The organism is Acetobacter indonesiensis (assembly GCF_000963945.1).
Classification (GTDB): domain Bacteria; phylum Pseudomonadota; class Alphaproteobacteria; order Acetobacterales; family Acetobacteraceae; genus Acetobacter; species Acetobacter indonesiensis.
In genome coordinates this window covers 103,214-127,404 of sequence record NZ_BAMW01000045.1, presented here as the reverse complement: position 1 = coordinate 127,404, position 24,191 = coordinate 103,214, and the positions used below count along the sequence as shown (strand labels likewise).

Annotated in this window: 24 protein-coding genes; 7 read left to right on the top strand and 17 right to left on the bottom strand. The window is 52.2% G+C overall.

Translation table 11 applies throughout. The features are described from left to right. The 13 genes from Abin_RS10845 to Abin_RS10785 form a co-directional block, all read right to left on the bottom strand. Positions 1-912 carry a lysophospholipid acyltransferase family protein gene (locus tag Abin_RS10845; RefSeq protein WP_048846786.1) on the bottom strand — a complete coding sequence of 304 codons (912 nt, stop codon included), beginning with the start codon at positions 910-912 and terminating at the stop codon, positions 1-3. Further along, the gene (gene lpxK / locus Abin_RS10840) at positions 909-1,907 is read right to left on the bottom strand and encodes a tetraacyldisaccharide 4'-kinase (protein ID WP_048846785.1); all 999 of its coding nucleotides are present in this window, start codon (positions 1,905-1,907) and stop codon (positions 909-911) included. Before lpxK ends, Abin_RS10845 begins: the two co-directional genes overlap by 4 nt. After that, on the bottom strand, positions 1,907-3,892 hold the full coding sequence (locus Abin_RS10835; RefSeq protein ID WP_255319268.1) for a glycosyltransferase N-terminal domain-containing protein: 1,986 nt from the start codon (positions 3,890-3,892) through the stop codon (positions 1,907-1,909). The genes lpxK and Abin_RS10835 overlap by 1 nt, the downstream gene beginning before the upstream one ends. Positions 3,893-3,942: 50 nt before the next feature. Continuing rightward, a complete protein-coding gene (locus Abin_RS10830) occupies positions 3,943-4,431 on the bottom strand; it encodes a DUF934 domain-containing protein (protein ID WP_048846781.1) in 489 nt (162 codons plus the stop codon). Beyond that, positions 4,418-6,112, bottom strand: a complete 1,695-nt coding sequence (locus Abin_RS10825) for a nitrite/sulfite reductase (protein ID WP_048846779.1) — start codon at positions 6,110-6,112, stop codon at positions 4,418-4,420. The genes Abin_RS10830 and Abin_RS10825 overlap by 14 nt, the downstream gene beginning before the upstream one ends. A 30-nt stretch (positions 6,113-6,142) precedes the next feature. Continuing rightward, a complete protein-coding gene (locus Abin_RS10820; protein WP_048846777.1) occupies positions 6,143-6,478 on the bottom strand; it encodes a DUF2849 domain-containing protein in 336 nt (111 codons plus the stop codon). A 150-nt stretch (positions 6,479-6,628) separates the two neighbouring features. Next, positions 6,629-7,702, bottom strand: coding sequence for a sulfate/molybdate ABC transporter ATP-binding protein (locus tag Abin_RS10815; RefSeq protein WP_048846774.1), 1,074 nt, complete (start codon positions 7,700-7,702; stop codon positions 6,629-6,631). After that, the gene (locus Abin_RS10810; RefSeq protein WP_048846772.1) at positions 7,699-8,502 is read right to left on the bottom strand and encodes a sulfate ABC transporter permease; all 804 of its coding nucleotides are present in this window, start codon (positions 8,500-8,502) and stop codon (positions 7,699-7,701) included. The genes Abin_RS10815 and Abin_RS10810 overlap by 4 nt, the downstream gene beginning before the upstream one ends. Then, entirely contained in the window at positions 8,499-9,350 is an 852-nt protein-coding gene (cysT, locus tag Abin_RS10805; RefSeq protein ID WP_048846771.1) for a sulfate ABC transporter permease subunit CysT, read from the bottom strand. The genes Abin_RS10810 and cysT overlap by 4 nt, the downstream gene beginning before the upstream one ends. A gap of 196 nt (positions 9,351-9,546) precedes the next feature. Next, positions 9,547-11,427 (bottom strand): adenylyl-sulfate kinase, encoded by a 1,881-nt coding sequence (gene cysC, locus Abin_RS10800; protein ID WP_048846769.1) that lies wholly within the window; start codon positions 11,425-11,427, stop codon positions 9,547-9,549. 27 nt (positions 11,428-11,454) lie between these two features. Beyond that, the gene (gene cysD, locus Abin_RS10795) at positions 11,455-12,249 is read right to left on the bottom strand and encodes a sulfate adenylyltransferase subunit CysD (RefSeq protein WP_048846767.1); all 795 of its coding nucleotides are present in this window, start codon (positions 12,247-12,249) and stop codon (positions 11,455-11,457) included. Positions 12,250-12,312: 63 nt separating this feature from the next. Continuing rightward, a complete protein-coding gene (locus Abin_RS10790) occupies positions 12,313-12,999 on the bottom strand; it encodes a phosphoadenylyl-sulfate reductase (protein WP_048847073.1) in 687 nt (228 codons plus the stop codon). Between the two features lie 613 nt (positions 13,000-13,612). After that, positions 13,613-13,903, bottom strand: coding sequence for a putative hemolysin (locus tag Abin_RS10785; protein ID WP_052948213.1), 291 nt, complete (start codon positions 13,901-13,903; stop codon positions 13,613-13,615). A 350-nt stretch (positions 13,904-14,253) separates the two neighbouring features. Between Abin_RS10785 and bioB the strand changes: the two genes are divergently transcribed. Genes bioB through Abin_RS10765 form a run of 4 tightly spaced genes read left to right on the top strand, consistent with a single transcriptional unit; the run spans position 14,254 to position 17,209 of the window. After that, complete coding sequence (gene bioB, locus Abin_RS10780) at positions 14,254-15,288, top strand: biotin synthase BioB (protein ID WP_048846763.1); 1,035 nt, start codon at positions 14,254-14,256, stop codon at positions 15,286-15,288. Between the two features lie 21 nt (positions 15,289-15,309). Next, positions 15,310-15,954, top strand: a complete 645-nt coding sequence (gene queE, locus Abin_RS10775; protein ID WP_048846761.1) for a 7-carboxy-7-deazaguanine synthase — start codon at positions 15,310-15,312, stop codon at positions 15,952-15,954. A gap of 3 nt (positions 15,955-15,957) precedes the next feature. Beyond that, the gene (gene queC / locus Abin_RS10770; RefSeq protein WP_048846758.1) at positions 15,958-16,686 is read left to right on the top strand and encodes a 7-cyano-7-deazaguanine synthase QueC; all 729 of its coding nucleotides are present in this window, start codon (positions 15,958-15,960) and stop codon (positions 16,684-16,686) included. Then, complete coding sequence (locus Abin_RS10765; RefSeq protein ID WP_048846756.1) at positions 16,679-17,209, top strand: 6-pyruvoyl trahydropterin synthase family protein; 531 nt, start codon at positions 16,679-16,681, stop codon at positions 17,207-17,209. Before queC ends, Abin_RS10765 begins: the two co-directional genes overlap by 8 nt. Before the next feature lie 79 nt (positions 17,210-17,288). Here the strand turns inward: Abin_RS10765 and Abin_RS10760 are convergent, their stop codons facing one another. Then, complete coding sequence (locus tag Abin_RS10760; protein WP_255319267.1) at positions 17,289-18,788, bottom strand: malate:quinone oxidoreductase; 1,500 nt, start codon at positions 18,786-18,788, stop codon at positions 17,289-17,291. A 261-nt stretch (positions 18,789-19,049) separates the two neighbouring features. Between Abin_RS10760 and Abin_RS10755 the strand changes: the two genes are divergently transcribed. Then, complete coding sequence (locus Abin_RS10755; RefSeq protein ID WP_048846753.1) at positions 19,050-19,481, top strand: OsmC family protein; 432 nt, start codon at positions 19,050-19,052, stop codon at positions 19,479-19,481. A gap of 1 nt (position 19,482) precedes the next feature. Here Abin_RS10755 and aroC read toward each other — a convergent pair whose 3' ends face one another. Together aroC and fabI are read right to left on the bottom strand one after the other, a co-directional pair. Beyond that, complete coding sequence (gene aroC / locus Abin_RS10750) at positions 19,483-20,553, bottom strand: chorismate synthase (protein ID WP_048846750.1); 1,071 nt, start codon at positions 20,551-20,553, stop codon at positions 19,483-19,485. Positions 20,554-20,561: 8 nt separating this feature from the next. Further along, the gene (gene fabI / locus Abin_RS10745; RefSeq protein WP_048846748.1) at positions 20,562-21,401 is read right to left on the bottom strand and encodes an enoyl-ACP reductase FabI; all 840 of its coding nucleotides are present in this window, start codon (positions 21,399-21,401) and stop codon (positions 20,562-20,564) included. Positions 21,402-21,684: 283 nt separating this feature from the next. Here fabI and pdxH point away from each other — a divergent pair, with 283 nt between their 5' ends. Then, the gene (gene pdxH / locus Abin_RS10740) at positions 21,685-22,323 is read left to right on the top strand and encodes a pyridoxamine 5'-phosphate oxidase (protein ID WP_048847070.1); all 639 of its coding nucleotides are present in this window, start codon (positions 21,685-21,687) and stop codon (positions 22,321-22,323) included. A 50-nt stretch (positions 22,324-22,373) separates the two neighbouring features. Beyond that, on the top strand, positions 22,374-23,252 hold the full coding sequence (locus Abin_RS10735; RefSeq protein ID WP_048846746.1) for a universal stress protein: 879 nt from the start codon (positions 22,374-22,376) through the stop codon (positions 23,250-23,252). Positions 23,253-23,367: 115 nt separating this feature from the next. On the opposite strand, the gene Abin_RS10730 is transcribed toward Abin_RS10735, so the two are convergent. After that, complete coding sequence (locus Abin_RS10730; protein ID WP_048846744.1) at positions 23,368-24,177, bottom strand: MBL fold metallo-hydrolase; 810 nt, start codon at positions 24,175-24,177, stop codon at positions 23,368-23,370. Positions 24,178-24,191 lie beyond the last annotated feature (14 nt).

Below are 24,191 nucleotides of genomic sequence, written 5' to 3'. Positions count from 1 at the left end.
TTAGCGATAAAGCTCTTTTGGCCAGCGCCGATGTAACCAAAGCCAGCTTTCCGGCTTTTTCCTTATCCACTGTTCCAGCCGGTCATTGATCATCTGAACCAACAGCGTCAGATCCTGCTTTTTATCCCCCGTATCTGGCAGTTGGAGCGGCGCCTCAACAATAATGCGTAGCCGAGCAGGCCCGAGACGTTCCACATAACCAGGAATAACGGGGCAACGGTAACGCAGAGCCATTGCGGCAAGGGCAGGGGCTGTCATAGCCGGACGACCAAAAAATGATGCTTCAACACCATCATTCATTTTCTGATCAACAAGCATCCCCAGTCTGCCACCTTTAGATACATAGGCGAGCGCTTCACGTGCACCACGAGCCCCCTTTGCAAAAAGCGGGGTAGGGGTAGGCTGCATGGCCGCATCACGTAGGGAGCGGATCATCTGGTCAATTAGCGGATTAGCAGCTGCGCGATAGAAAGATGCAAATGGCGTGCCGTGCCGTGCCACCCCAGGCGGAAGCATTTCCCAATTTCCAATGTGACCGGACATAAAAAGAACGGACCCACCGTTGCGCGCCTGTTCCTCAAGATACTTTGCACCGACAACTTCGAAGCCTGGGCCGGAATGTGTATTCTCTTTAAGCGTCGAAAGATGAGGGAGCTCGCCCACTGTGCGGCCAAGATTTTCCCAAACACCGCGAACAATACGTTTTCGTTGCGTGGCATTTAGTTCGGGCATAGCCAGTTGAAGATTTTTATCAGCTATACGCGAAACAGGAAGAAGTGGGCCAACGAAACGGCTGGCGCACCCCGCAAAATCTGATGCCCTAACTGGCCCCATTTTTTTGAACGCAGCAAGCAAACCTTTGGCCAATCCGGCCTCAATCTGCATTGCAAAAGAAACAGTCGAGTAGCTCATAGAATATGATACTTCGTTAATAATTCGCTCAGCATATTCTCTATTTCTGCGCTATTTTCCCACTCCAGACCAACCCCCACTGTTTTTATGTGCGCACGCGTTGAAGGCGGAAGCCGTGCGGCATCTTTAGGTGTTGTGATAAGCTGTCCGTGATACTGAGTAGAAAGCGCAAGAAGTTTGTTCATATCCTTGGTTTTATAAAAATAATGGTCAGGGAAAGCGACAGCCGCTACCACTCGAACACCAGCTTTTTTTAACCCATCAAAAAATTTCGATGGCCGACCCAGTCCAGCAAAAGCGACACAAGGGCTGTTTTTCAAGCCATTAATGTCTGCACTTATCGGCTGAAGGTCTGCTCTCAAAACCGCCTTTGGTGAAAGCTGTTCCCCGTAATGACGAATAAACCCCGCCTGATCTTCCCCAACAAGAAGGAAGGCAGAAGCGCGTTCAAAAGCATTTTGCGACGTTTCACGAAGAGGTCCTGCCGGTAAAACAGAGCCATTTCCCAACCCTACGGCTCCATCTATAATCACCAGAGAAACGTCTTTAGACAAACCCGGGTTCTGAAACCCGTCATCCATAACCAGAAATTGTGCTCCAGCTTGTATTGCTGCTTTAGCAGAAGCAACGCGGTCTCCACCTACCCATGTGAGGCATTTGGCTGCCAGCAAAAGGGCTTCATCGCCCACATCCTGTGCGGTATGCCTGGCTGTATCGACCCGCGTCGTATTTTTAACGTTTCCCCCGTAGCCACGAATAAGAGCATGGACTGCAACACCCCTTTTTTGCAGTCGCTGGATTATATCGAGTGCTACCGTCGTTTTTCCTGTGCCGCCAACGGTTATATTGCCGCAGCATAGAACGGGCACGGGTGCTTTCCAGCCACTCTGTTTCTGACGTCTGGCAGCGCAGAACGCCACAAAAGCCGAAGCAGGAGCCAAAAGTTGCGAAAGAACTGTTACGTTTGAATTTTGCCAGAAGCGAGGAGCATACATCATGTTTTTAACGCATGAAGAATACGTGCAGCCAGAGTGACAATAAGCTGCATGCTGACAGAGGCTGCCTTTTTTGCATGGTCCATTGCATCATGCTTAAGGTCCGTATTTGTGTGCATACGCTTTACCCAAGCTGCCAATTCATTCCCATTCGTAACTGTTGCAACGCTCGGCCCCAAAAGCGCGAAAGCATCTGTAAAATTCTGCGTTAAAGGACCGGTTGAGATGGCACAGTGCAGACGGGCAGGCTCGAAAGGATTATGGCCTCCGCCTCCGCCTTTTACACCCGGCAAACTATTTCCGATAAACACATAGTCCGCCAGCCGATAAAACAGGCCAAGTTCTCCCAGCGTGTCACATATCCAGACTGTGTCTTTCCCTGTTGGAAACTGTCCTTGTGATCGCTGCGCAGCGTGCGGGAAAAATTGAGCAATGGCATGACCTCGCTCTGGGTGGCGCGGTACAATAATCGTTAATATTTCTGGATAATCAGCAGACAGATTTTCAACTGTTTGCCGGATTTTTTCCTCTTCCCCTTCATGCGTGCTCGCAGCGAGAAAAATCGAACGCCCCGCCAGTTTTGTGCGTAGGGTGTCCAACATAGCCTGATCAACCGGCAACGCCGCAGCGGCTGTCTTAATATCACCCGCTGGCAAAATGGTACGTGCACCCAATAACGCAAAACGTTCTGCATCTTCTTGGGTGCGCGGAGCAACCCATGCAAAACGCTCCAGCATCCGGCGCGCAATCTGCGGCACACGCTGCCAGCCCGCCAAGGAAGACGCTGACATTCGCCCATTTACTAACATGACGGGCAAGTTGCGCCTGTGACAAAGGCCTATAAGGTTGGGCCAGAGCTCACTTTCTGTAAATACAGCGGCTTGTGGCTGCCAGTGCTCAAGAAACCTTTTTCCCCAACGCGGCACATCTAACGGCAGAAACTGGTGAAGCACTCGCGGTGTCTGCAGCCGTTGCGCCACAGTTTGCGCCGCAGTCAGTGTGCCGGTTGTAATAAGCACCGTGACAGAACGATTGTCTTCCTGACACTGTTCGACCAAGGGAAGAATGGAAATGACTTCTCCAACACTGGCCGCATGAAACCAGATAAGAGGCCCTGCGGGACGAGCAAGCGATGCAAAGCCCATTTTCTCGCGAACACGAACAGGGTTTTCTTTCCCTCTGGTCTGACGCCAGCGCAGAAAAAAAGGAAGGACTGGTGCCAAGAAAGACGACGTTCCCGCCCATATGCGTGACGGTTTTAAATCAAGAGTTTTGAAGAAAGCCGTCTCTTGCGCAGATCTTATTGAATTTGAGTTTTCAGAGAGCGCATTTTCAGCAGCATCCATAGTTTTGGTAATGGCGTCAGAGAGTTGGGCGGCGGCTTCCTCAATCGGAATATCTGCGGACATAAGGGCAGACACCGGAGCGCCACAGACAAATTCACCCTTACCGAAAGGAAGCGGGAAAATCATTCTATCCCAAGACTTCAATCGGATGCCTGAACACGCAGCCCCTATCGGAACCACCGGCATCTTAACCATTTTGGCTAAAGCAACGGCACCTTGCTGCGCTTCTCTGCGGGGGCCTCTGGGGCCATCAGGCGTAATCGCAACAAGTTCACCCGCACGCAGTTTTGCGCGCATACGCCGAACAGCAGCTGCACCACCTTTGTTCTTACCGCGTGCGTCAGAAGACCCTGCTATCGACCATATACGCCACCGTGAAACGACATCTGCTATCAGTCTGCCATCCCGATTTTTGCTGATAAGAACATTGAGCCGTAAACTAGGGTTTTGAGGCTCCGCCCACCACCATAATGCTGGGGTTAAAGGCAACACTTCGTGCCAAAAGGCCACAATGGCTGGATGGCCATCCTGCACAGTCAACAGCTTCCGGGCCTCAGGCTCCACAGTAAGCGTCCAGCGCGTGGTCCGTAACGTGAAGCCTAGATAAGCACGAATGCAGGAAATGAGAATATTACGCAAAACAAGCCTGATGAAAGACGATACTACGTTCTTTCACCATGCTTTACGCGTTAGAACAACCTACGTCTCAACGCAAAACCTTCTGGCTGCTCCTCTAAAACGGAAGGCTGATAGGCAACGGTAAAGGCATCATGCGCTTTTTGCCAAACTGCAAGATCACTATCTTCCCGCAACAAGACTGCGCTGACCCCACATCGTAACAGGAATTCATACTGGTCTGGCAGAACGTGACCACCGACCCGGATTTCGCCTTTGAACTGCAGATGTTCTCGCAATGCACGCGCCTGTGTGAACGGCCTACCATCACGAAAAATGGGAAAAATCAGTTGAACACAGTCCAAACGTGGCAGAGCCTGTCGCAGCGCATCTACGCTGTCTCCGCTTTGCAGAACCACACCCAATCGGCCCTCATTATTTCGTCCCAGCCCTTCCGCTAAGCGTGACAGAGGCACCAGAATATCGCCAGAGGGAAGGGCTGCGCCGTCCGCAACACTCTGCCAGTTATCGTCTTTAAGCTGGCCGTTTTCAAGCAGTGGCATAGGCTGCGTCCTTGAATGATGTCGTGCCGACACGGCGGCAAGTTTCGATGAAGGATTCACCTGCTGTCCTTACGGTAAGATAGGTATCAATGATCCGGGCAATGGCATCGACTGTTTCATCTTCCGACATAGCGGACCCTATAATCTGACCGATAGACACTTCAGCCTGATCAGCAGCACCACCCAATGTAATCTGGAAGGCTTCCTGTCCGCGTTTATCGACACCCAGAATACCAATATGGCCAGCATGATGATGACCGCAGGCATTGATGCAGCCAGAAATATTCAACCGCAACGGGCCAATTTCACGCTGTAAGTCCGGGCTTGCAAACCGTTCACTCAATTTCTGCGCAATGGGGATAGACCGTGCATTCGCAAGAGCGCAGTAATCCAAACCGGGGCAGGCGATGATATCAGTAATGAAACCAACATTGGCTGTGCCTAGGCCGTTCTGTTCAAGCACCTGCCACAAATCATAAAGCTTATCCTGCCGGACATGCCCCAGAACAACATTCTGCAAATGGGTTATCCGAAGTTCACCAAAGCTCAGCTGATCGGCCAGATCAGCCAACAGATTCATCTGTGCGGATGTAACATCGCCCGGAATACCACCCGCAGGTTTGCATGAAATCGTAACCGACGCGTATCCTGCCTGTTTGTGCTTATGGGTGTTGGTCTGCACCCAGAAATCAAATGCACGGTCAGCCTTACGCTGCTGGACAAGTTTCTCCGGCCCGTTTCCTGCTTCTTCAAAGTCAGGAACGCCAAAACGGGACCGAATGGCTTCAACAATCGTTTCAGGTAACTTGTAACGCGCCTTATCCATAGCAGAGAATTCGGCATTCACACGATCGCGGAATCCATCAACACCAAGGGCTTGCACCAATATCTTGATCCGCGCTTTATACATATTATCGCGCCGACCGTATTCATTATAAACGCGTAAGATCGCTTCCAGATAAGCGATCAGATCTTCTTCAGGCAGATCATCCCGCAATTTGACGCCGACAACCGGTGTGCGGCCCAAACCACCTCCAACATAAACCTCAAAAACAGGGCGGCCATTTTCGCCCTCACGCGCCATCAGGCCAATATCGTGAAAGCGGGCGGCAACACGGTCCTGACTACTGCCGGAGATTGCAATCTTAAATTTACGAGGCAAAAACGTAAATTCAGGGTGCAGGGTAGACCATTGTCGCAGAATTTCTGCATAGACCCGCGGGTCAAGCACCTCATCGGCCGCAGCACCCGCAAACTGATCTGCTGTGACATTACGGATGCAGTTACCGCTAGTTTGAATGGCGTGCATGTCTGCGTCCGCCAAAAGGCCCAGAATATCAGGGGTTTCTTCCAGTTTTATCCAGTTAAACTGTATGTTCTGACGCGTGGTAAAATGCCCATAGTCACGGTCATACCGTTGCGCAATCTGGGCCAGCGCACGCATCTGGCTGGAACTTAACACGCCATAGGGAATAGCCACACGGAGCATATAAGCGTGCAACTGAAGATAAAGGCCATTCATCAGCCGTAGCGGCTTGAATTCATCTTCGGTCAATGCGCCAGAAATACGCCGCTCAACCTGATCGCGAAACTGCGCCACACGCTGCTTGAGAAACGTGCGGTCAACGTCATCATAAGCATAATGGCCAACGGGCAGGGCGGACTGGGGGGCGTGAGACATTCTCAAAGTGACCTTGTTAATCGTCTACAATCAGGCGGCTTCAACAGCTTGCCATTCTGGCGTAAATTCCGGGTGAACACTGGGGCCGACTGCGCGGATACGCTCCCGACTGGTCACAGGCACGATACCTGAGGGCGAACGTGTCACCTGAACACCATAAACACCCACAAGTTCATCCTGCTGGGCACGATCTGCCTGAACTTTCAACGCATTTTCAATGTCAGCATTAGAATAGATTCGGGCATTTCTGATAAGCGGCTCCCACGTTCCATCTTCGCCTAACCACACAATCCGACCATCAAGCAGGCGATTGGCGGTGATAACGCTCGATCCTTCTGCATCTCGGCGGTTATTTCTGCGGTCCATGGCACGCACCTTTTTCGTACAATCGAAGCAACAGCATTTTACATGCGGGAAAAGACAATAACAAGATAACACGAATCCTGATAGAGATTTAATCTCCGACCACGCGTATATCTACGGGCACGACATGCGTTTGAGGAACAGCATCATAACCTAAACCACGCGAAGACCGTTTTTGAAAAGCCGGGCACGGCTAATATCAAGCACGCCAGCCTCTGCAAAATTTATGCTATCGTTTCCCCAATCCGGAGCAGAAACAGAAATGGTACGGTCAGTCAGCCGCGCAAGGTAATGACGGTATCCGTTACGTGCGCCATGTGACACAACCGACACGGGGGACAGCATTTTTTCAGCATTCCCCGCGGACACTATTCCGATTTCAAAAGGCCGGATCATTGCGTCAATCGGCCCGCTTTCTAGATGTGCCGCAACCGGAAATGGCAAAACACCACCTTCATCAGGAACAAACTGTCCGTTGTTGAGTGTGCCACGAAATGTGATGGCCTCTCCCATGAACTCCATCACAAAAGCTGTTTCCGGGGACTGATCCAGAATATCGGGCGCAGCATCCTGCACGATTAACCCTTGCTGCATCACCACAATACGGTCCGCAACTTCCAGCGCCTCTTCCTGATCATGGGTAACCAGGATGGTCGTCAGCCCAAGGCGATCATGAAGAGATCTCAACCAGCTTCGAATGGTGCGTCTGACAATTGGGTCCAGCGCGCCGAATGGTTCATCCAGCAATAAGACTCCCGGACCAGAAGCCAATGCGCGCGCTAGAGCAACACGTTGTCTCTGACCACCAGACAAACGGGCAGGGTAGGCCGCTCCCATATCCGGCAATTGCATGAGGTCAAGCAGTTCCTGCACTCGTGCTGCTCTGTCCTGACGTGAAAGGCGAGAACCACGCGGCTGCACATCCAGCCCGAAACTGATATTGCGGGCCACCGTCATATGCGGAAAAAGAGCATAGTTCTGGAAGACAAAGCCTATTTTTCGGGCTCTGTCCTGCATGGTTTCTACTTTCTGACCATCCAGAAGCAGTGTGCCGCTATCACAGACATCCAAACCCGCAATAGCGCGCAGCAATGTTGTTTTACCCGCCCCAGAAGGACCAACCAGAGCAACAAAATGCCCTGTGGGCACATCCAGAGAAACCGATTTCAGCAACTGGCGGTCTGAACCCGGAGCAGTTCTGACAAGTTTCTGAACCGTAACACTCATGCCTGTGCCCCCCGCCGCCGGGCAATCCATTCCGGTGCAGAGCGCAGCAAAACCGCGCTCATGGCCATTGCCGCCAAAAGTGTTGCCATGGTGAACGCAGCAACGGTCTGATAGCCATTATAAAGACTTTCAATATGCAAAGGCATTGTTTCCGTCAGGCCCGGAATATGGCCTGACACTACTGACACAGCCCCGAACTCCCCCATAGCGCGCGCTGTGGTCAGCAGAATTCCTGAAAACAGGGCAACACGAGCCCCTGGTAATGTGACATGCCACAAAATCTGCCAGAAATTGGCACCCGCTAACATGGCCGCTTCTTCGGCATCGCATCCTTGCTGTTCCATCAACGGAACCAGCGTCCTGACAACATAGGGTAGGGTGACAAACAGGGTTGCAAGCATGATGCCGGGCACAGCGAAAGCAATATGAATGCCCGCGGCCTCGAGCGACGGCCCCCACCACCCCTGTGCACCAAACAGCAGCAACCAGACCAGACCAGACACCACTGGAGATATACTCAAAGGCAGTTCAACCAGAACCAGCAATGCAGAACGGCCAGGGAAACGATATTTTGTGAGCAACCATGCAGCCAGAACGCCAAAAATCGTGTTCACGCTAATTGAGACAAGACTGACTTCCAGCGTCAGCCAGATTGCAGCAATACCGTCAGGATCTTTCAGCGTCTCAAGAGCAGGACCTAAACCGTTTTTCAGGGCCTCCACCACCACGACTGCTGGCGGCATAAGCAATACGATGCCGATTAGCCCCCACGTTATAGCCCAGAGCAGATATTTCTTCATGCTCCGTCTCCCCAGACAGAGAATTTCCGCCGGGCCAGACCAACCAGCGCCAATGCCAGCAAAGATGTGAGCAACAGGATAAGGGCTATGGCCGTGGCACCAGAATAATCAAATTCCTGAAGCCGAACGACAACCAGCAATGGCGCAATTTCACTATGAAATGGCTGGTTTCCCGCAATAAAAATCACAGACCCGTACTCACCCACGCCCCGTGCGAAAGCCAGACCAAATCCTGTAATCAGCGCAGGCACCAGAGGGGCAATAACCACCCGCGTGATAATCTGCCACGGTCTGGCACCCAGCAGAGCAGCAGCTTCCTCCAAATCTCGTGGAAGATTTTTCAAGACCGGCTCAACGGTTCGGACTACGAAGGGCAAGCCAACAAACATAAGTGCGATAACAATGCCGGGTTTACTGTAGGCCACGACAATCCCAAGTTTTGCCAATGGCGCGCCCAGCCACCCCTGCGGACCATATAAAGTTGCCAGCGTGATACCTGACACGGCGGTTGGGAGAGCCAAAGGCAGGTCAACCAATGCGTTTGCAAGCCCGCTACCTGGCAAATTTCCGCGCACTAACGCCCATGCCAGCAACATTCCCAGTGGGATGTTGAATAACGCGGCCAAAGCCGCGCTGGAAAAGCTGGTCCATAGCGCCGCGAACATCCGGGTATCGTGCAATTCATTCACGACAGCCCCAATACCATCCTGCCAAGGGCGGAGTGTCAGAGCAATGAGGGGAAGGATTATGAAAAACCCCGTCCATAACAGGGTCGCGGCCAGAGAAAGCTTATAACCCGGCAGTGCCGAGTTGCCGCCCCTGACGAAACTGGAAAAAGCACGTTGCATAGCCTAGTCTAAGCCTTGGCTATTTTGCCATTCCAGATGGCTTTCGGTCCGTTGACCTATACTGCACATACGGACCGTCACTCCCTGCTTCGTCCCGCTAGCAGACATGGCTTTAATTCCTTACCGCGCAGCGCATCTGGCACTCAACACAGGATGAATGCCAGATACGCTTGCCGAAATGGGTCTTTTGTTCAGATCAGGACGACGCGCGAGCCGCCCCTGTCAATTTGGCCGTATCTTTTACAAAAGAGGCAAGGGTTTTTACGGCACTGTCAGCACTCCCAGCATCGGTTTTCAGATGGAGGGCAGGGGATTGTGGCGCTTCGTAAGGCGCATCAATTCCTGTGAAGCCACTAATTTTACCAGACCGCGCCGCAGCATACAGCCCTTTGGGGTCTCTTTTCTCACAAATGCTTAAATCAGCATCCACAAAGATTTCTTCAAAGCCATCACCAACAATCTGCCGCGCCAATGCACGGTCTGACTGCAAAGGAGAAATCAGAGCAACGAGGACGATTTGACCCGCATCACGCAAAATCCGAGCAACCTCAGCAGCGCGCCTGACATTTTCTGTCCGGTCAGCTTCAGAAAAACCAAGGTCTTTGCAAAGGCCAGTGCGTAATGTGTCGCCATCAAGAACGGTCACGTCCAGCCCAGCAGAGAACAGGGCGGCTTCCGCTCCGCGTGCCAAGGTGCTTTTGCCTGCGCCAGATAATCCAGTCAGCCAGAAGACTGTTCCACGCTGGCCTTTCTGCCGCTCCCGATCCTGCACGGTAACGGTGCTGGCGCTGGGGTGAATTACCTTCTCACCGACTGCAATTTCGGCTGGGCCAATTAACGGCGCCCCACCAACAATCCTCTGCTGCCGGTCAACCAGAACACCCCGTCCATCCGCTGTGCCAGGGGCAAACGGATCAAATTGGACATTTTCAGAGGCAGAAAGCGTAATTTCCGCAAAGCCTTCGGCCGGAACTTCCTCGCCAGGCTGCTCAGTCAGATCATCCAGATTCAACACAGATTCAATGGATGTGACGGTTACGGCATGCTCGGCTGTGGCAAGGCGTAGCTTGAAGCTTTCCCCGACACGTAACGGCTCCTGCCGCAGCCAGAAAAGACGCGTACGAATACGGGACGCTTCAACTGGTGCTGCATCGGGTAAGTGCAGAAGGTCCCCACGGTCTGGTATCACGTCTGGTTCAAGTGTGACCGCAACAGACTGACCTGCAATAGCCGACAGTTGCGGCGCAGTATGCCAGCTTTCTATGGAAGCAATGCGAGCAGGTGTCTTTTGTGTGCCGATAATGACAGTATCGCCAACACGGACACGCCCACGCTCAATGCGACCTGCAACGTAACGCTTATCATTGAAACGATAAACATCCTGAACCGGCAGGCGCAGGGGCAGATTGGCACGGGATGCGGGTGAAGGAACCTGTGCCAGCGCTTCGGTCAGGGTTGGGCCATCATACCACGGCATACGTTCCGAACGTGCAGCGATATTGTCACCATCACGGGCCGAGGCAGGAACGAACAAAGCGGCCTCAAGATCAAGCTTTGCCAGTAGTTCCGACACAGACTGCTCAACCTGCCTGACCTGCTCTTGATCGAAATCAAGGAGGTCAACCTTGTTCAGCAGAACAATAACATGCCGAATACCAATAAGATGCAGCAGCATTGCATGTCGGCGGGTTTGTTCACGCGCACCTTCTGCCGCATCAACCACCAGCACAGCAGCTTCAGCATCTGCGGCACCTGTAATCATATTCCGCAAAAACTGGCGATGTCCCGGCGCATCGACAATAACAAATTCGCGGCCATTCAGCAGAAACGGGATCCGTGTAGAATCAACCGTCACACCTTGGTCACGCTCGATCTGAAGAGAGTCGAGCAAAAAGCTCCACTCTATTTTCAGGCCACGCTTTTTAGAGGACTCAATAATCTGGGCCACTTTGCCGTCTTGCAGATTATCGGTGTCATGCAACAGGCGGCCGATAAGCGTGGACTTACCGTGATCAACGTGACCGACAATAACAATTGGGGTTGCTGCATCCTGAGATGCGGTAACAGATTTGCTCATGAATATATTCCCGTCCGCACCAAATGATCAGAGATAGCCAGCAACACGCAGACGCTCGAAAGCGTCTTCAGACTCATGGTCCATAGCGCGGCCTGAGCGTTCAGATGTGCGGGTAGTTTCCAGTTCAGCAATGACTTCCGCCAGCGTGGACGCGTTGCTTTCTACCGGATTGGTAATATCCTGATCGCCAAGCGACCGGTATCTTTTGCCGTTTTTGGCAAAATAGAGGTCAACCAGCGGGATACCTTCGCGCTCAATATAGCGCCAGATGTCAATTTCACGCCAAGCCAGCAGAGGATGCACACGGATATGCATACCTTCTTCATGAGGGGTCGCGTATTGATCCCAGAATTCGGGCGGCTGATTACGGATATCCCACTTATGGCTGGCACCACGCGGACTGAAAACGCGTTCTTTCGCACGCGTACCCTGCTCATCACGGCGAATACCGGCAATAACCCCCTGAAGTTTGTGCTTCTCAATCATAGCTGCCAGACCAGCGGTCTTCCGTGCCGCTGACCGGGCTGCAGGCGGAAGCGACGGGTCCATTTCTTCTACGGGCGGGCATGTACCCAACAGAAGATCCAGATCCCATCTTTTGGTATATTCATCCCGAAAATTGTACATTTCAGGGAATTTTTTACCTGTATCAACATGCATGACAGGGAAGGGAACCCGGCCCAAAAATGCTTTCTTGGCCAGCCAGACCATTACATTTGAATCTTTCCCCAATGACCATAGCATGGCCAGAGGACGAAGCTTGCGATAGGCCTCGCGAAGGATAAAGACGCTTTGCGCTTCAAGCTGATCAAGATGGTCCATAGTGCTCTCAAAACCTGTCTGTGGGGAATTACTGTTTTTCATGGTGGAATATCCAGCGCTTTGCTAGCTGGCCGTATGGATGCCGCATTCGGTCTTTGACAGACCGGCCCAGCGCCCCGAACGTGCATCCTGATTTTCTCCCACCGGCCGCGTGCACGGAGCACACCCGATAGAAGGGTAACCTTTTGAGACAAGAGGATGAGGCGGCAGCCCGCGACGCTTCATTTCATCCGTAATTTCATCAGCAGACCAAGACGCCAGCGGGTTTAAACGAACCTGCCCATCAGGTTTTTCCTCAACCACAGGCAAAGCGGCCCGAGTGGAGGCCTGCCCCCGCTTACGCCCTGTAACCAACACAGGAAAGGAGAGGGTGGCTGCATCAAGCGGCTCTACTTTACGCAACTGGCAGCAGGCATCCGGGTCAAAAGCCCACAACTCACCAGTAGGGTCACGGTCCTTCACCTGAGCAAGATATGGCTTGATATCCTGCACATTTGTCAGTCCGAGAAAGCGCGCCAACTCCGAGCGGTAAGCAAGTGTTTCAGGAAAATGTTTTCCCGTTTCTAAAAATAGAACACGCATATCTGGCGCTGCTTCGGCAACAAAAGCTAACAATAGAGCAGATTCAGCCCCAAAAGAGGACATGACAGCAATTTCGTCACCCAACAGATTACTGGCTGACCGTAGCAATCTAACTGGATCATGCTCCTCTGACCGTAGAGCCGTGAGAATTTCCGAAGCAACAGACATAAAAGCATGTTCCATAAAAGACGGGTCATGGTCGTGTTTGAGTTCAATTATACACTAGAGACTCCACATTCAAGACTGTTCCACCACATTTATCCGCAATTTTTCGCATTAAAGGTATTCCAAAAGACACATCCATACGGGAGATAAAATTTCCGAGATGCACGATTTCAATCGATATATAATCGAAAGCACACCCATTCCTCAAAAATGAAAGCTGTTGGCCGTTTGACTGTGGAAGTTTTGATCCCATGATGACCATGGGACATCATAGTGATGGGTCTACGACCTAGGTGCAGGCAGAGTGCGACAGAGATGAGGTCCATCGCTTGCTAACTTGAGTATCGTTTCATTTGAAAATCCACACCACATCCCAGATCAGGAATTGGCTAACGCTCAACATGCCAGCGGGCAGAGTTTGCTGACAAGATAGCCTCATAAAAAGCTCATTATCATTTTAGTTGGCATAATATATCTTATGATATTTTTATCTGCTGGTTTTTGAGTGTGGTTGCGTTCGACCCCCACACATGGTTTGGGCCTGTAATTGTCTCGCTACATTGAGAAGCTACCTTATTAGATAGCCTCCCAATTTCACTCGAACTAATTTCTTGGTTTAGTTCGCTGCTGGCTTCGGGTTGTCACGTCGAAAAAGCGCCCATTCTTCCATGACGGTACCATCAGGCAGATGGCAGTAACTCACCTGCCCTTTGCCTTCCTGATGCTCCATCGTGATGGTTCCGCCTTTTTTCGTGCAATACAATGCTGCCGGATTAGGAATACGGAGCGGCCGAACACGCTGGGTTGATCCATTGTTGTCATCATGATGAGCCTGACAACCCGCTAACAACCCTACAGAGCACAGCAGCACAGCAACTGCCCCTAACTGGCCGAACATCTGCTTCATGACTTTACAATCCTTCAAAAAGCTACACCGAATCAGTCACGAACAGATTTTTCTCTGCTTCATTTCCGACTATTTTACTCGCTTCAAGTGTAGCGTTACTCACCGCCAATTGTCATGCCGGTTCTCGATAACATTCCGGAAAAAGCCACTGTTCAACGGGTTATACCCCAGCATACCCAGCCTGTTTTGTGGTGAATAAGGTCTTGATAAGCTTGCTATATCCTTTATCAAAAACCTACACAGACCTTATGTTTTAGAGCTTCTAGCGGTCGCAACATTCTGCATACTGGCATTGTCGGCACAAAGCAGATATGTTGCGGGCTCCATTTCATAAAAATTCGGTTTCCCCCATGCCTGATGGTTCATCTTCTGTTGCTCGTCCCACTTCACCTGTGCCAGTTGTCACCAGCACTGACGCCGAAGTCCGTAATGATTGGACGGTAGCAGAGATTCAGGCTCTTCTTGATTTGCCCTTCCCTGAATTGATGTTCCGAGCACAGGCGCTTCATCGTACCTATTTTGACCCCACAGATATTCAGATATCCACCCTACTTTCCATTAAAACGGGTGGATGCCCAGAAGACTGTGCTTATTGCCCGCAAAGCGCGCGGCACGAAAAAAGCGTCAAAGCAGACCGCTTGATGGCGGTTGAAAAAGTTCTGGACGAAGCCCGTAAAGCCAAAAATGCTGGTGCCAGCCGCTTCTGCATGGGGGCAGCATGGCGGTCCCCTAAAGACCATGATCTGGAAACAGTCTGCGCCATGGTTGAAGGTGTTAAAGAACTGGGGCTTGAAACCTGCGTGACTCTTGGCATGCTTGATTCTGCCCAAGCCGGGAAGCTGAAAGACGCGGGGCTGGATTACTATAACCATAACCTCGATACCTCACCTGAATTCTACGGCGAAATTATCAGCACACGGACCTATCAGGATCGGCTGGATACACTCTCCAACGTGCGTGATGCGGGCATTAATGTCTGTTGCGGCGGAATTGTCGGAATGGGCGAAAATGAGACCGACCGCGCAGGCCTGATTGCAGCCCTCGCAACGCTGCCGACGCACCCGGAAAGTGTGCCCATCAACCTGTTGGTGCGCGTCAAAGGAACGCCTCTGGGTGAAGCCGAAGAAATTGATCCACTTGATTTTGTTCGCATGATTGCTGCGGCGCGTATCACGATGCCCAAAAGCCGCGTTCGTTTGGCCGCAGGCCGTGAAAACATGAGCGACGAGACTCAGACGCTTTGTTTTCTTGCGGGTGCAAACTCCATTTTCTATGGCGAACGCCTTTTGACCACCCCAAACCCGCAAGCGCAGCGCGATCGCAAACTCCTTGACCGACTGGGCATGCATACGACGGGCATTGGCCTGGAAGCCGCACAGGCCTGATTGGCAACTGGCCCCTGAACAATGACGTATTCCGTGAAGGAAATTTTCCTCACACTGCAAGGTGAAGGAGGACAGGCAGGACGCGCCGCGGTGTTCTGCCGCTTTACAGGCTGCAATCTTTGGACCGGCCGTGAAGAAGATCGCGCAAAAGCTGTCTGTCAGTTTTGCGATACCGACTTTATCGGCACAGATGGTGACGGCGGTGGTAAGTTTGAAACGGCTGATACCTTAGCAGACGCCATTTTAAGTCAGTGGCCGGAAAACCCTCTTACGTCCTCCACACCCGGTCTGGTTGTCTTTACAGGTGGCGAGCCCCTGCTCCAGCTTGATGCCACTTTGATCGATGCGATGCATAAACGAGGCTTCAGCATCGCTGTTGAAAGCAATGGGACTGTCGTTGCCCCGGCTGGCATTGACTGGCTTTGTATCAGCCCGAAAGCTGGCAGCACACTTGAACAAACAAGCGGCACAGAACTCAAGCTGGTTTTCCCTCAACCCGGCCTAGATCCTGCCAGCTTGAGCAAACTCGATTTCAAACATTTCTGGTTACAACCCATGGACGGGCCGAACCAGAGCACCAATATACAGGCAGCAATCGCATACTGCATGACACATCCTCAATGGGGCTTGTCTCTTCAGACCCACAAGCTAACTGGTATTCCTTAATTCATGCCTCTTTCTTCCCACGCTCAAAAAGAGTCGGCTCTTGTCCTGTTTTCCGGGGGGCAGGATTCAGCAACATGCCTTGCCTGGGCGCTGACACGGTTTGAGCGCGTAGAAACAATGGGGTTTGATTACGGCCAACGGCACGCTGTTGAATTGGACTGCCGGGAAGCCCTACGTGATGGTATGCGCGGTCAAAATCCGCTGTGGGCAGAGCGGTTGGGCATGGATCATACAATCGCGCTTGGTGCGTTGGGCGAGATTTCTGAAACAGCTCTCACCCGTGATGCTGAAATTGCTTTAGCCGAAGGTGGACTTCCCAACACGTTCGTTCCGGGCCGAAATATCATTTTTCTGACGTTCGCCGCAGCTTTAGCGGCCCGTCGCGGTATTCGGCACATTATAACCGGTGTGTGTGAAACTGATTATTCGGGCTATCCAGACTGCCGGGATGACACCATTAAGGCCGTTCAGGTTGCGTTGAATCTCGGGATGGATTCTCGTTATGTTCTGCACACCCCTTTAATGTGGATCAATAAAGCAGAAACATGGGCTTTGGCTGAAGAAATTGGTGGCGAAAAACTGGTCACATTGATCAATCAGGAAAGCCATACCTGTTATCTGGGGGATCGAAATACCATTCATCCCTGGGGGCATGGATGTGGAAAGTGCCCAGCTTGTGACCTGCGACGCACAGGATGGGAAGACTATCAGGCAGGAAAAGCAAATGCCTGATCTTGTTTTCACCCGTCGCTTTTCAATGGGGCATCGGCTTATTCATGGAGCCAGTGAATCGTGCGCCCTGCCCCATGGCCACAATGAATTTGTGACGGTCAAACTGTCTCCGACGCAGCCTGCACGCCTTGATGGTCACGGCAACATGCCGGTTTCGTTTCAGAAGGCGAAAAGCACTTGGCATCGTTTCGTTGATGAAAAACTGGATCACGCCCTACAGCTTGCTGAGGATGATCCTCTGCTTGACTGGTTCAAAACGCACGAACCAGCCCGCGCCCGACGGATTGTTGTCACACCGGGTGATCCAACAACGGAACTGATGGTCTGCCTGATGATGGCAAAGATTGGAGCGTTTTTGCAGGCTGAAGGCAACCTGCTACGTTGCACTGAACTATCATTGCAGGAAACACCCACAAACACAGTGACGTTCAGCGGGGATCCAAATGATTTTATCCCCAAGCGTGATACGATCTCTGAATGCTGGTGGCATCGATCTGATATGTCCGTTTCAAACATACCATGATGTGTTGAACGGAAACCAAACAGTCAGGATCTTAGTCTGGTAAAGGGCTATGTGACAATCACACAGCCCTTTATAAAAATCAGTCTTTCAGTTTCAGAACGTCCGTCGTCTTGTCTCGCAGTTGCGTGCAGAGTTCTGGGTTGTTTGCCAATGTCTGCCCATAAGACGGCACCATTATTTTCAGCTTTGCCTCCCATTCTGGCAGCTTGTCAGCAAAGCATTTTTTCAGAACTGTCAGCATAATTGGGGCAGCGGTTGATGCCCCCGGAGACGCGCCCAGCAGAGCCGCAACCGATCCGTCCTGGCTGGCAATAACTTCTGTCCCAAACTGAAGAACGCCTCCTTTTTTGGCATCCTTCTTGATAATTTGTACACGCTGGCCAGCCGTGACCAGTTCCCAGTCTTCCGGCCGAGCATCGGGCACAAAGTCACGCAAAGCATTCATGCGGTCATTGTTGGACTGCATGACCTGCTGAATGAGATATTTTGTCAGCGCCCAGTTATCTCGTGCCACAGCCAACATGGCACCAAGATTATTGCCTCTGACAGATTTTGGCAGGTCCATTAGGGAGCCGTGTTTCAGGAAGCGCGTCGAAAATCCGGCGTATGGTCCGAAAAGCAACGCCCGTTGCCCGTTAATTACGCGAGTATCCAGATGTGGCACGGACATGGGGGGAGCCCCTACTGACGCCTTGCCATATACTTTTGCATGGTGCTGCGCGATGATGTCCGGGTTTTTGCACCGTAGGAACTGGCCACTGACAGGGAAACCTCCCACACCTCGTGATTCAGGGATTCCTGTTTTCTGCAACAGTGGCAGAGCACCGCCGCCGCCGCCAATAAACACAAATTTTGCACTGACGGTGCGTTGTGTGTTCAGGCGTAGGTCCTGCACCTGTACGCGCCAACGCCCGTCACTTCCTCGGGTAATGTCCTGAACATCATGTTTCGTATGCAAGGTGCAAGCGGGTGTGCTTGCCAAATAGCCAAACAGTAGACGCGTTAATGCCCCAAAATTTACGTCCGTTCCATTCAGGCTACGGGTAATGGCAAGCTTCTGACCGGCCGGCCGATTTTGCATGACCAATGGCATCCACTGGGCCATCTGGGCCGGGTCTTCCGAATACTCCATCCCGGCAAACAATGGATGAGCGCTTAACGCCTCATACCTCTTCCGCAGAAAGGAGACATTCTGCTCCCCCCACACAAAGCTCATATGCGGCACCGGCGTAATGAAGTCGCGCGGGTTGGCAATAATCCCCTGCTCCACCAGATAAGCCCAGAACTGGCGTGAAATCTGGAACGATTCATTCACACCCACAGCCTTGCTGATATCTACACTGCCGTCAGCAAGTTGGGGGGTGTAATTCAATTCACATAACGCGGAATGGCCTGTTCCCGCGTTGTTCCAGGCATCCGAACTTTCTTCCGCCACATTATCCAGGCGTTCAAAAATGCTGATGCTCCAATCGGGCTGAAGCTGTCTGATAAAAGCCCCCAGCGTGGCGCTCATTACGCCCCCACCAATCAGGACGACATCAACAGAAGAAGCGTTATCGGTCGTGGTGGAACTCATCATGGTCTCCGAATTATCAGCACGGTCTCTTGTGTAATGGGAAAGAGACAACGCCGGAAAGCATTTCCGCATGCAGCAGCCCCTGCTGGCCAGCAAGATCGGCAACATACGAAACCGCAGCTATGACAGAAAGATATGGCACAACTTCGCACCAACACCGTCCTCATCTCTGCGAGAGCGGAGCAGCATTGCAATGAACTCTGGTGCAAAAAATGCGTTCTGTGACCGAACCTGCAAGCCAGTATGGATTAAAGGAACCACGTCATGACAATTAAAAAATACGGTACCGCGCATTGGGAAGGCCCAATTAAGGAAGGCAAAGGCACGGTTTCAACTGAAAGTCAGGCTCTCAACCAGCAGCCTTATGGCTTTAATACTCGGTTTGAAGACAAGCCTGGCACCAACCCGGAAGAACTTCTGGGTGCGGCCCATGCCGCCTGCTTTTCCATGGCGTTCTCCCTTATTCTGGGCAACGCGGGCCTGACAGCAAAATCAATTGATACAAAAGCAGTCGTCAGCCTGAATAAGGTTGCTGACGGTTTTGAAATTGATGCAGTTGCCCTGACTCTGGAAGCAAACATTCCGGGCGCTACGCAGGAGCAATTTGAAGAACTGGCCAACAAGGCTAAAACGGGCTGTCCAGTCTCCAAACTCTTCAAGGCAACCATCACGCTGGATGCAAAACTGGTAGGCTAGTTCAGCCTATCTGCCCTCTGTGGCGCAAATGATGGTCTGCCAGAACGCAGGCCATCATTGCCTCACCTACCGGCACGGCACGAATACCAACGCAGGGGTCATGTCGCCCTTTGGTAATCACGTCTTTTTCCTGTCCATCCCGTGTAACGGAAGGAACAGGTGCCAGCATTGAACTGGTCGGTTTAACCGCAAAACGCGCTACAATAGGCTGACCGCTGGAGATACCACCAAGAATGCCGCCTGCGTGGTTGGCCCCAAACACCACTTTCCCATCTTTCATGGAAAGAGGGTCCGCATTTTCAACACCTGTCAGTGCGGCAGACGCAAAACCATCCCCAATCTCGACACCCTTTACAGCGTTGATACTCATCAATGCTGCGGCCAAATCGGAATCCAGCTTGCCGTAGATCGGCGCACCCAACCCGGCTGGAACATTTTCCGCGATAACTTCAATGACCGCACCAATCGAGAGACCATCCTTACGAATACCGGCAAGATAGTCTTCCCACTGGGGCACCACCGCCGCGTCCGGACAGAAGAACGGATTTTTCTCTACTTGTTCCCAGTCCCAGCGGGTGCGGTCTATTTTATGTGGGCCAAGCTGAACCAAAGCCCCACGGATTTTTATATCATCCCCCAGAATACGTCGGGCAACAGCACCAGCCGCAACGCGACTTGCCGTTTCACGGGCTGACGACCGCCCCCCTCCGCGATAGTCGCGGATACCGTATTTCTGGTCATAGGTCAGATCAGCATGCCCAGGACGATAGGTCTGGGCAATGTCACCATAATCCTTTGATCGTTGGTCCGTATTTTCGATCAACAAAGAGATAGGCGTACCCGTTGTCTGTCCTTCAAACACGCCGGACAGGATACGCACAGCGTCTGCCTCCCGCCGTTGCGTAGTGAAAGCAGACTGGCCCGGCTTCCTCTTATCAAGAAAAGGCTGGATATCTGCTTCCGATAGCGAAAGGCGTGGTGGGCAGCCGTCTACAACACAACCAATGGCCGGGCCATGGCTTTCACCCCAGGTCGTGACGCGAAACAGGTGGCCAAAGGTATTGTGAGACACGGCTTTTATTAGTCTCCAGCAACAGAAATATCGGGGGCAGCAGGGTTTTTCATACCAACAATATGGTACCCGCTATCAACGTGATGAACCTCACCCGTCACACCGCCCGACAGGTCAGAAAGCATGTATAGCCCTGCCCCGCCCACTTCTTCCAGTGCGACATTCCGCTCAAGCGGGGCGTTATACTGGTTCCATTTCAAAATGTAGCGGAAATCCCCAATGCCGCTGGCGGCCAATGTTTTGACAGGCCCTGCGGAAATGGCGTTTACGCGGATAGCGTCTTTCCCAAGATCGGCCGCCATATAGCGAACGGAGGCTTCAAGGGCAGCTTTGGCCACACCCATAACATTGTAATGCGGCATGACACGTTCTGCGCCCAGATAACTGAGGGTCAGTAAAGAGCCACCTTTTTTCATGATACGTGCGGCCCGCTGTGCAACCGCAGTGAATGAATAACAGGAGATATCCATAGCTGTCAGGAAGGCATCACGCGGGGTATCAACATACCGGCCACGTAGAAACTGTTTATCTGCCCAGCCAATGGCGTGAACCACAAAATCGATCTGTCCCCATTCTTTTTCAAGACGGGTAAAGACCTCATCAATTCCTGCATCATCAGTGACATCACAGGGAAGCACCAGGGAAGCACCAACACTTTCTGCCAGCGGACGCACGCGCTTGCCCAGCGCTTCACCCTGATATGTAAAAGCCATTTCACCACCTTGGGCGGCCACTGCGCTAGCAATAGCCCAGGCGATGGAACGGTCATTGGCCACACCCATTATCAGGCCTTTTTTGCCCTGCATCAGCGTGCCCTTGGCGGGCAGAGTGGTGTCATGAGAAGACATGCTGCGAACCTCGACCTGTTCTGTTTACTCTAAGCGACATAACTTTAGGGGTAGGTCGCATACCCGCCCGCACTAAACAAGACCTTGCGCCAAGTGTTCTACCGCAAAATAGCCAACTGTTGCCTCACTTCCGCATTTATCTGTCAGCACTGCTTTTCAAGCGGAGCTGCCATACCGAGGGTGATAGCAAACACCGTGCAGCCTCTCCCCTCCGTTCGTCAGAAGCAGTATGATGACGGCAAGCAGCAACTCCCCTGATGGCGGGACGTTGGAGAAAGTAGGCATGACTGAAAACACGCACACGACAGCCCCTGATATGGCCAATAACCCACCGCTGATCGACGTGACGGCAAATCCGTTCACTCTGTTCGACGTTTGGATGAAAGATGCGGAACAGACTGAACCGTCTGACCCAAATGCGATGGTACTGGCCACAAGCACGCCTGATGGCCACCCTTCCGCCCGTATTGTTCTTTTGAAGGGCGCGGACCAACGCGGGTTTGTATTTTACACGAACCAGCATAGCCGTAAGGGGGATGAATTAGCGGAAAACCCCAACGTTGCCCTTCTGTTCCACTGGAAAAGCCTCCGCCGTCAAATCCGCATTGAAGGGGCCGTGACCCACGTAACATCTGAGGAAGCTGACATTTACTTTGCGAGTCGAAGCCGGATGTCACGTCTGGGTGCCATCGCATCTGATCAGTCCCGCCCGTTAGAAGATCGCTCAATTTTTGAAGCGCGACTAAAAAAGGCTGAAGCGCGTTATGGTGAGGGAGACATTCCCCGGCCCACCAACTGGTCCGGCTATCGGGTTAAACCTGTGGCTTTTGAGTTTTGGCAGGAACGGCCCTACCGTCTGCATGATCGCGCCCGCTGGACGCCAGACGAAAACGGGTGGAGTGTGACACGACTTTATCCGTGAAGACGGGCTTTTGCCGCACCACAGAAAGAATAAATGGGGAGAAAATAAAAATGAAAGACGTAAGAAAAATCCTGCTTCCCTTGCCCAGCGTATCAAACGGCGAAGCTGCACTTATTCGTGGCTATAATTTTGCACGTCGCTTTGGCGCGCATCTGGCTGTTCTGCATGTGCGCCCTGATGGGCGTGATATTGCCCCCATGGCAGGCGAAGGCCTTTCTGGCGCTATGGTAGAAGACCTGATGCGGTCGGCCGAACATGAAAGCGCACGCCACGCCCGCGAAGTGCATAAGCTGTTCGAACAGTTTGCGGCTACGCACCCAGACATACAGGTTGTGCCACCACGCTCGCCGTTCCCCTGGGATCAGCCGAGCATGAGCTTCAATATTATTTCTGGTGCGGAAAGTGAGATTGTACCGGCTCATGCCCGTCTTTCTGACTTTACTCTCGTCCCCCACCCGGACTCGGGTGAAGAAGTTTCATCCTCCGAAACTCTTCACGCTGTGTTGTTCGATAGTGGTCGCCCTGTTGTGATCGCCCCACGTACACCGCCACAGGGCCTGATTAAGCGTGTCTGTATCGGCTGGAATGGCACGGCAGAATCGTCTTCTGCCCTCCGTGGTGCTTTGGCGTGGGCTCTGACCGCAGAAGCGGTCCGTGTGCTGCATTGTGAGGACTACCAGCGCCGTGGCCCTAAAGCGCGGGATGTCATTGATTATCTGTCATTCCACGGCATTAAGGCAGATGCCGTCGCATTCAACCCCGTAGATAGAGATGTTGGTAAAGGGCTTCTGGCCGCATGTAAGGACTTTGATGCCGACATGCTGGCAATGGGTGCCTATTCGCACTCTCGCCTACGCCAGCTTATCTTGGGCGGCGTCACGCGACACGTTCTGGAACATGCAGACCTGACGGTGCTGATGAGTCGCTAAAAAGCGCTATCAATCCTGACTAATAAAAAGCCCTCCTTCACCAAAAATATGAAGGAGGGCTTTTCTTTTACCTTAAGACTGGACTGATCCAGACACTCAGTGGCTCCTAATAGGCCTAGGCAAGCACCGGTTCAGGATCAGGAAGTGTAAAACACATGCCATCCCATGCTGGCTCTATGCCATCAGGCAAATTGGCTTGCATCCAACGCCAGTCCATATCCGTGCCCATATGAGTCAGGATAATTCGACGGGGGAAGAGAATTTCTTTCCACTCCATGACCCGTTCCAGCCATGCATGTGCACTGTGGGGTTTTCGCTGAAAGCAATCAACAATCCAAGTATCCACGCCCTGTAAACATTCCAAGGCGTCCTGTCCCAACTCAACAACATCCGTGCTGTAGGCAAAATCACCGCATCGCAATCCGCTGGAGCCAACGCGTCCATGCTGCTGCGGAAAAATGGTAAACGGGTAACCTGCCATTTCAAACAGTCCATACGGCTCAACCGGATGGGCTTCAACAACGGCCCGAAAAAACTCGGGTGCTGTCCACGGTTTGAAAACATAGTCAAATCGTGTCTGAATTTCAGACAGAACGCTCGCAATACCGTAGGCTTTTATAGGCTGGCGAATGATACGGTTAATGCCCCGTACCTCATCCAAGCCTGAAATATGGTCCGCATGGGCATGGGTATAGAAAATGCTGCGAAATGCCGTAATGCCATTAGCAAGCAACTGGGTGCGGATATCTGGCCCTGTATCAATCAGGATATTTTCGCCATTTCCCATTTCCAGAAACAAGGACGCGCGAGAACGATAGTTTTTGGGTTCATCCGGGTCACATGCCCCCCAGATTCCGTGGCCATCCTCTCCACCAAGCATCGGAACACCGGCAGACCCACCGCATCCCAGAACCGTAACTTTCACTGAACCCAGCCTTT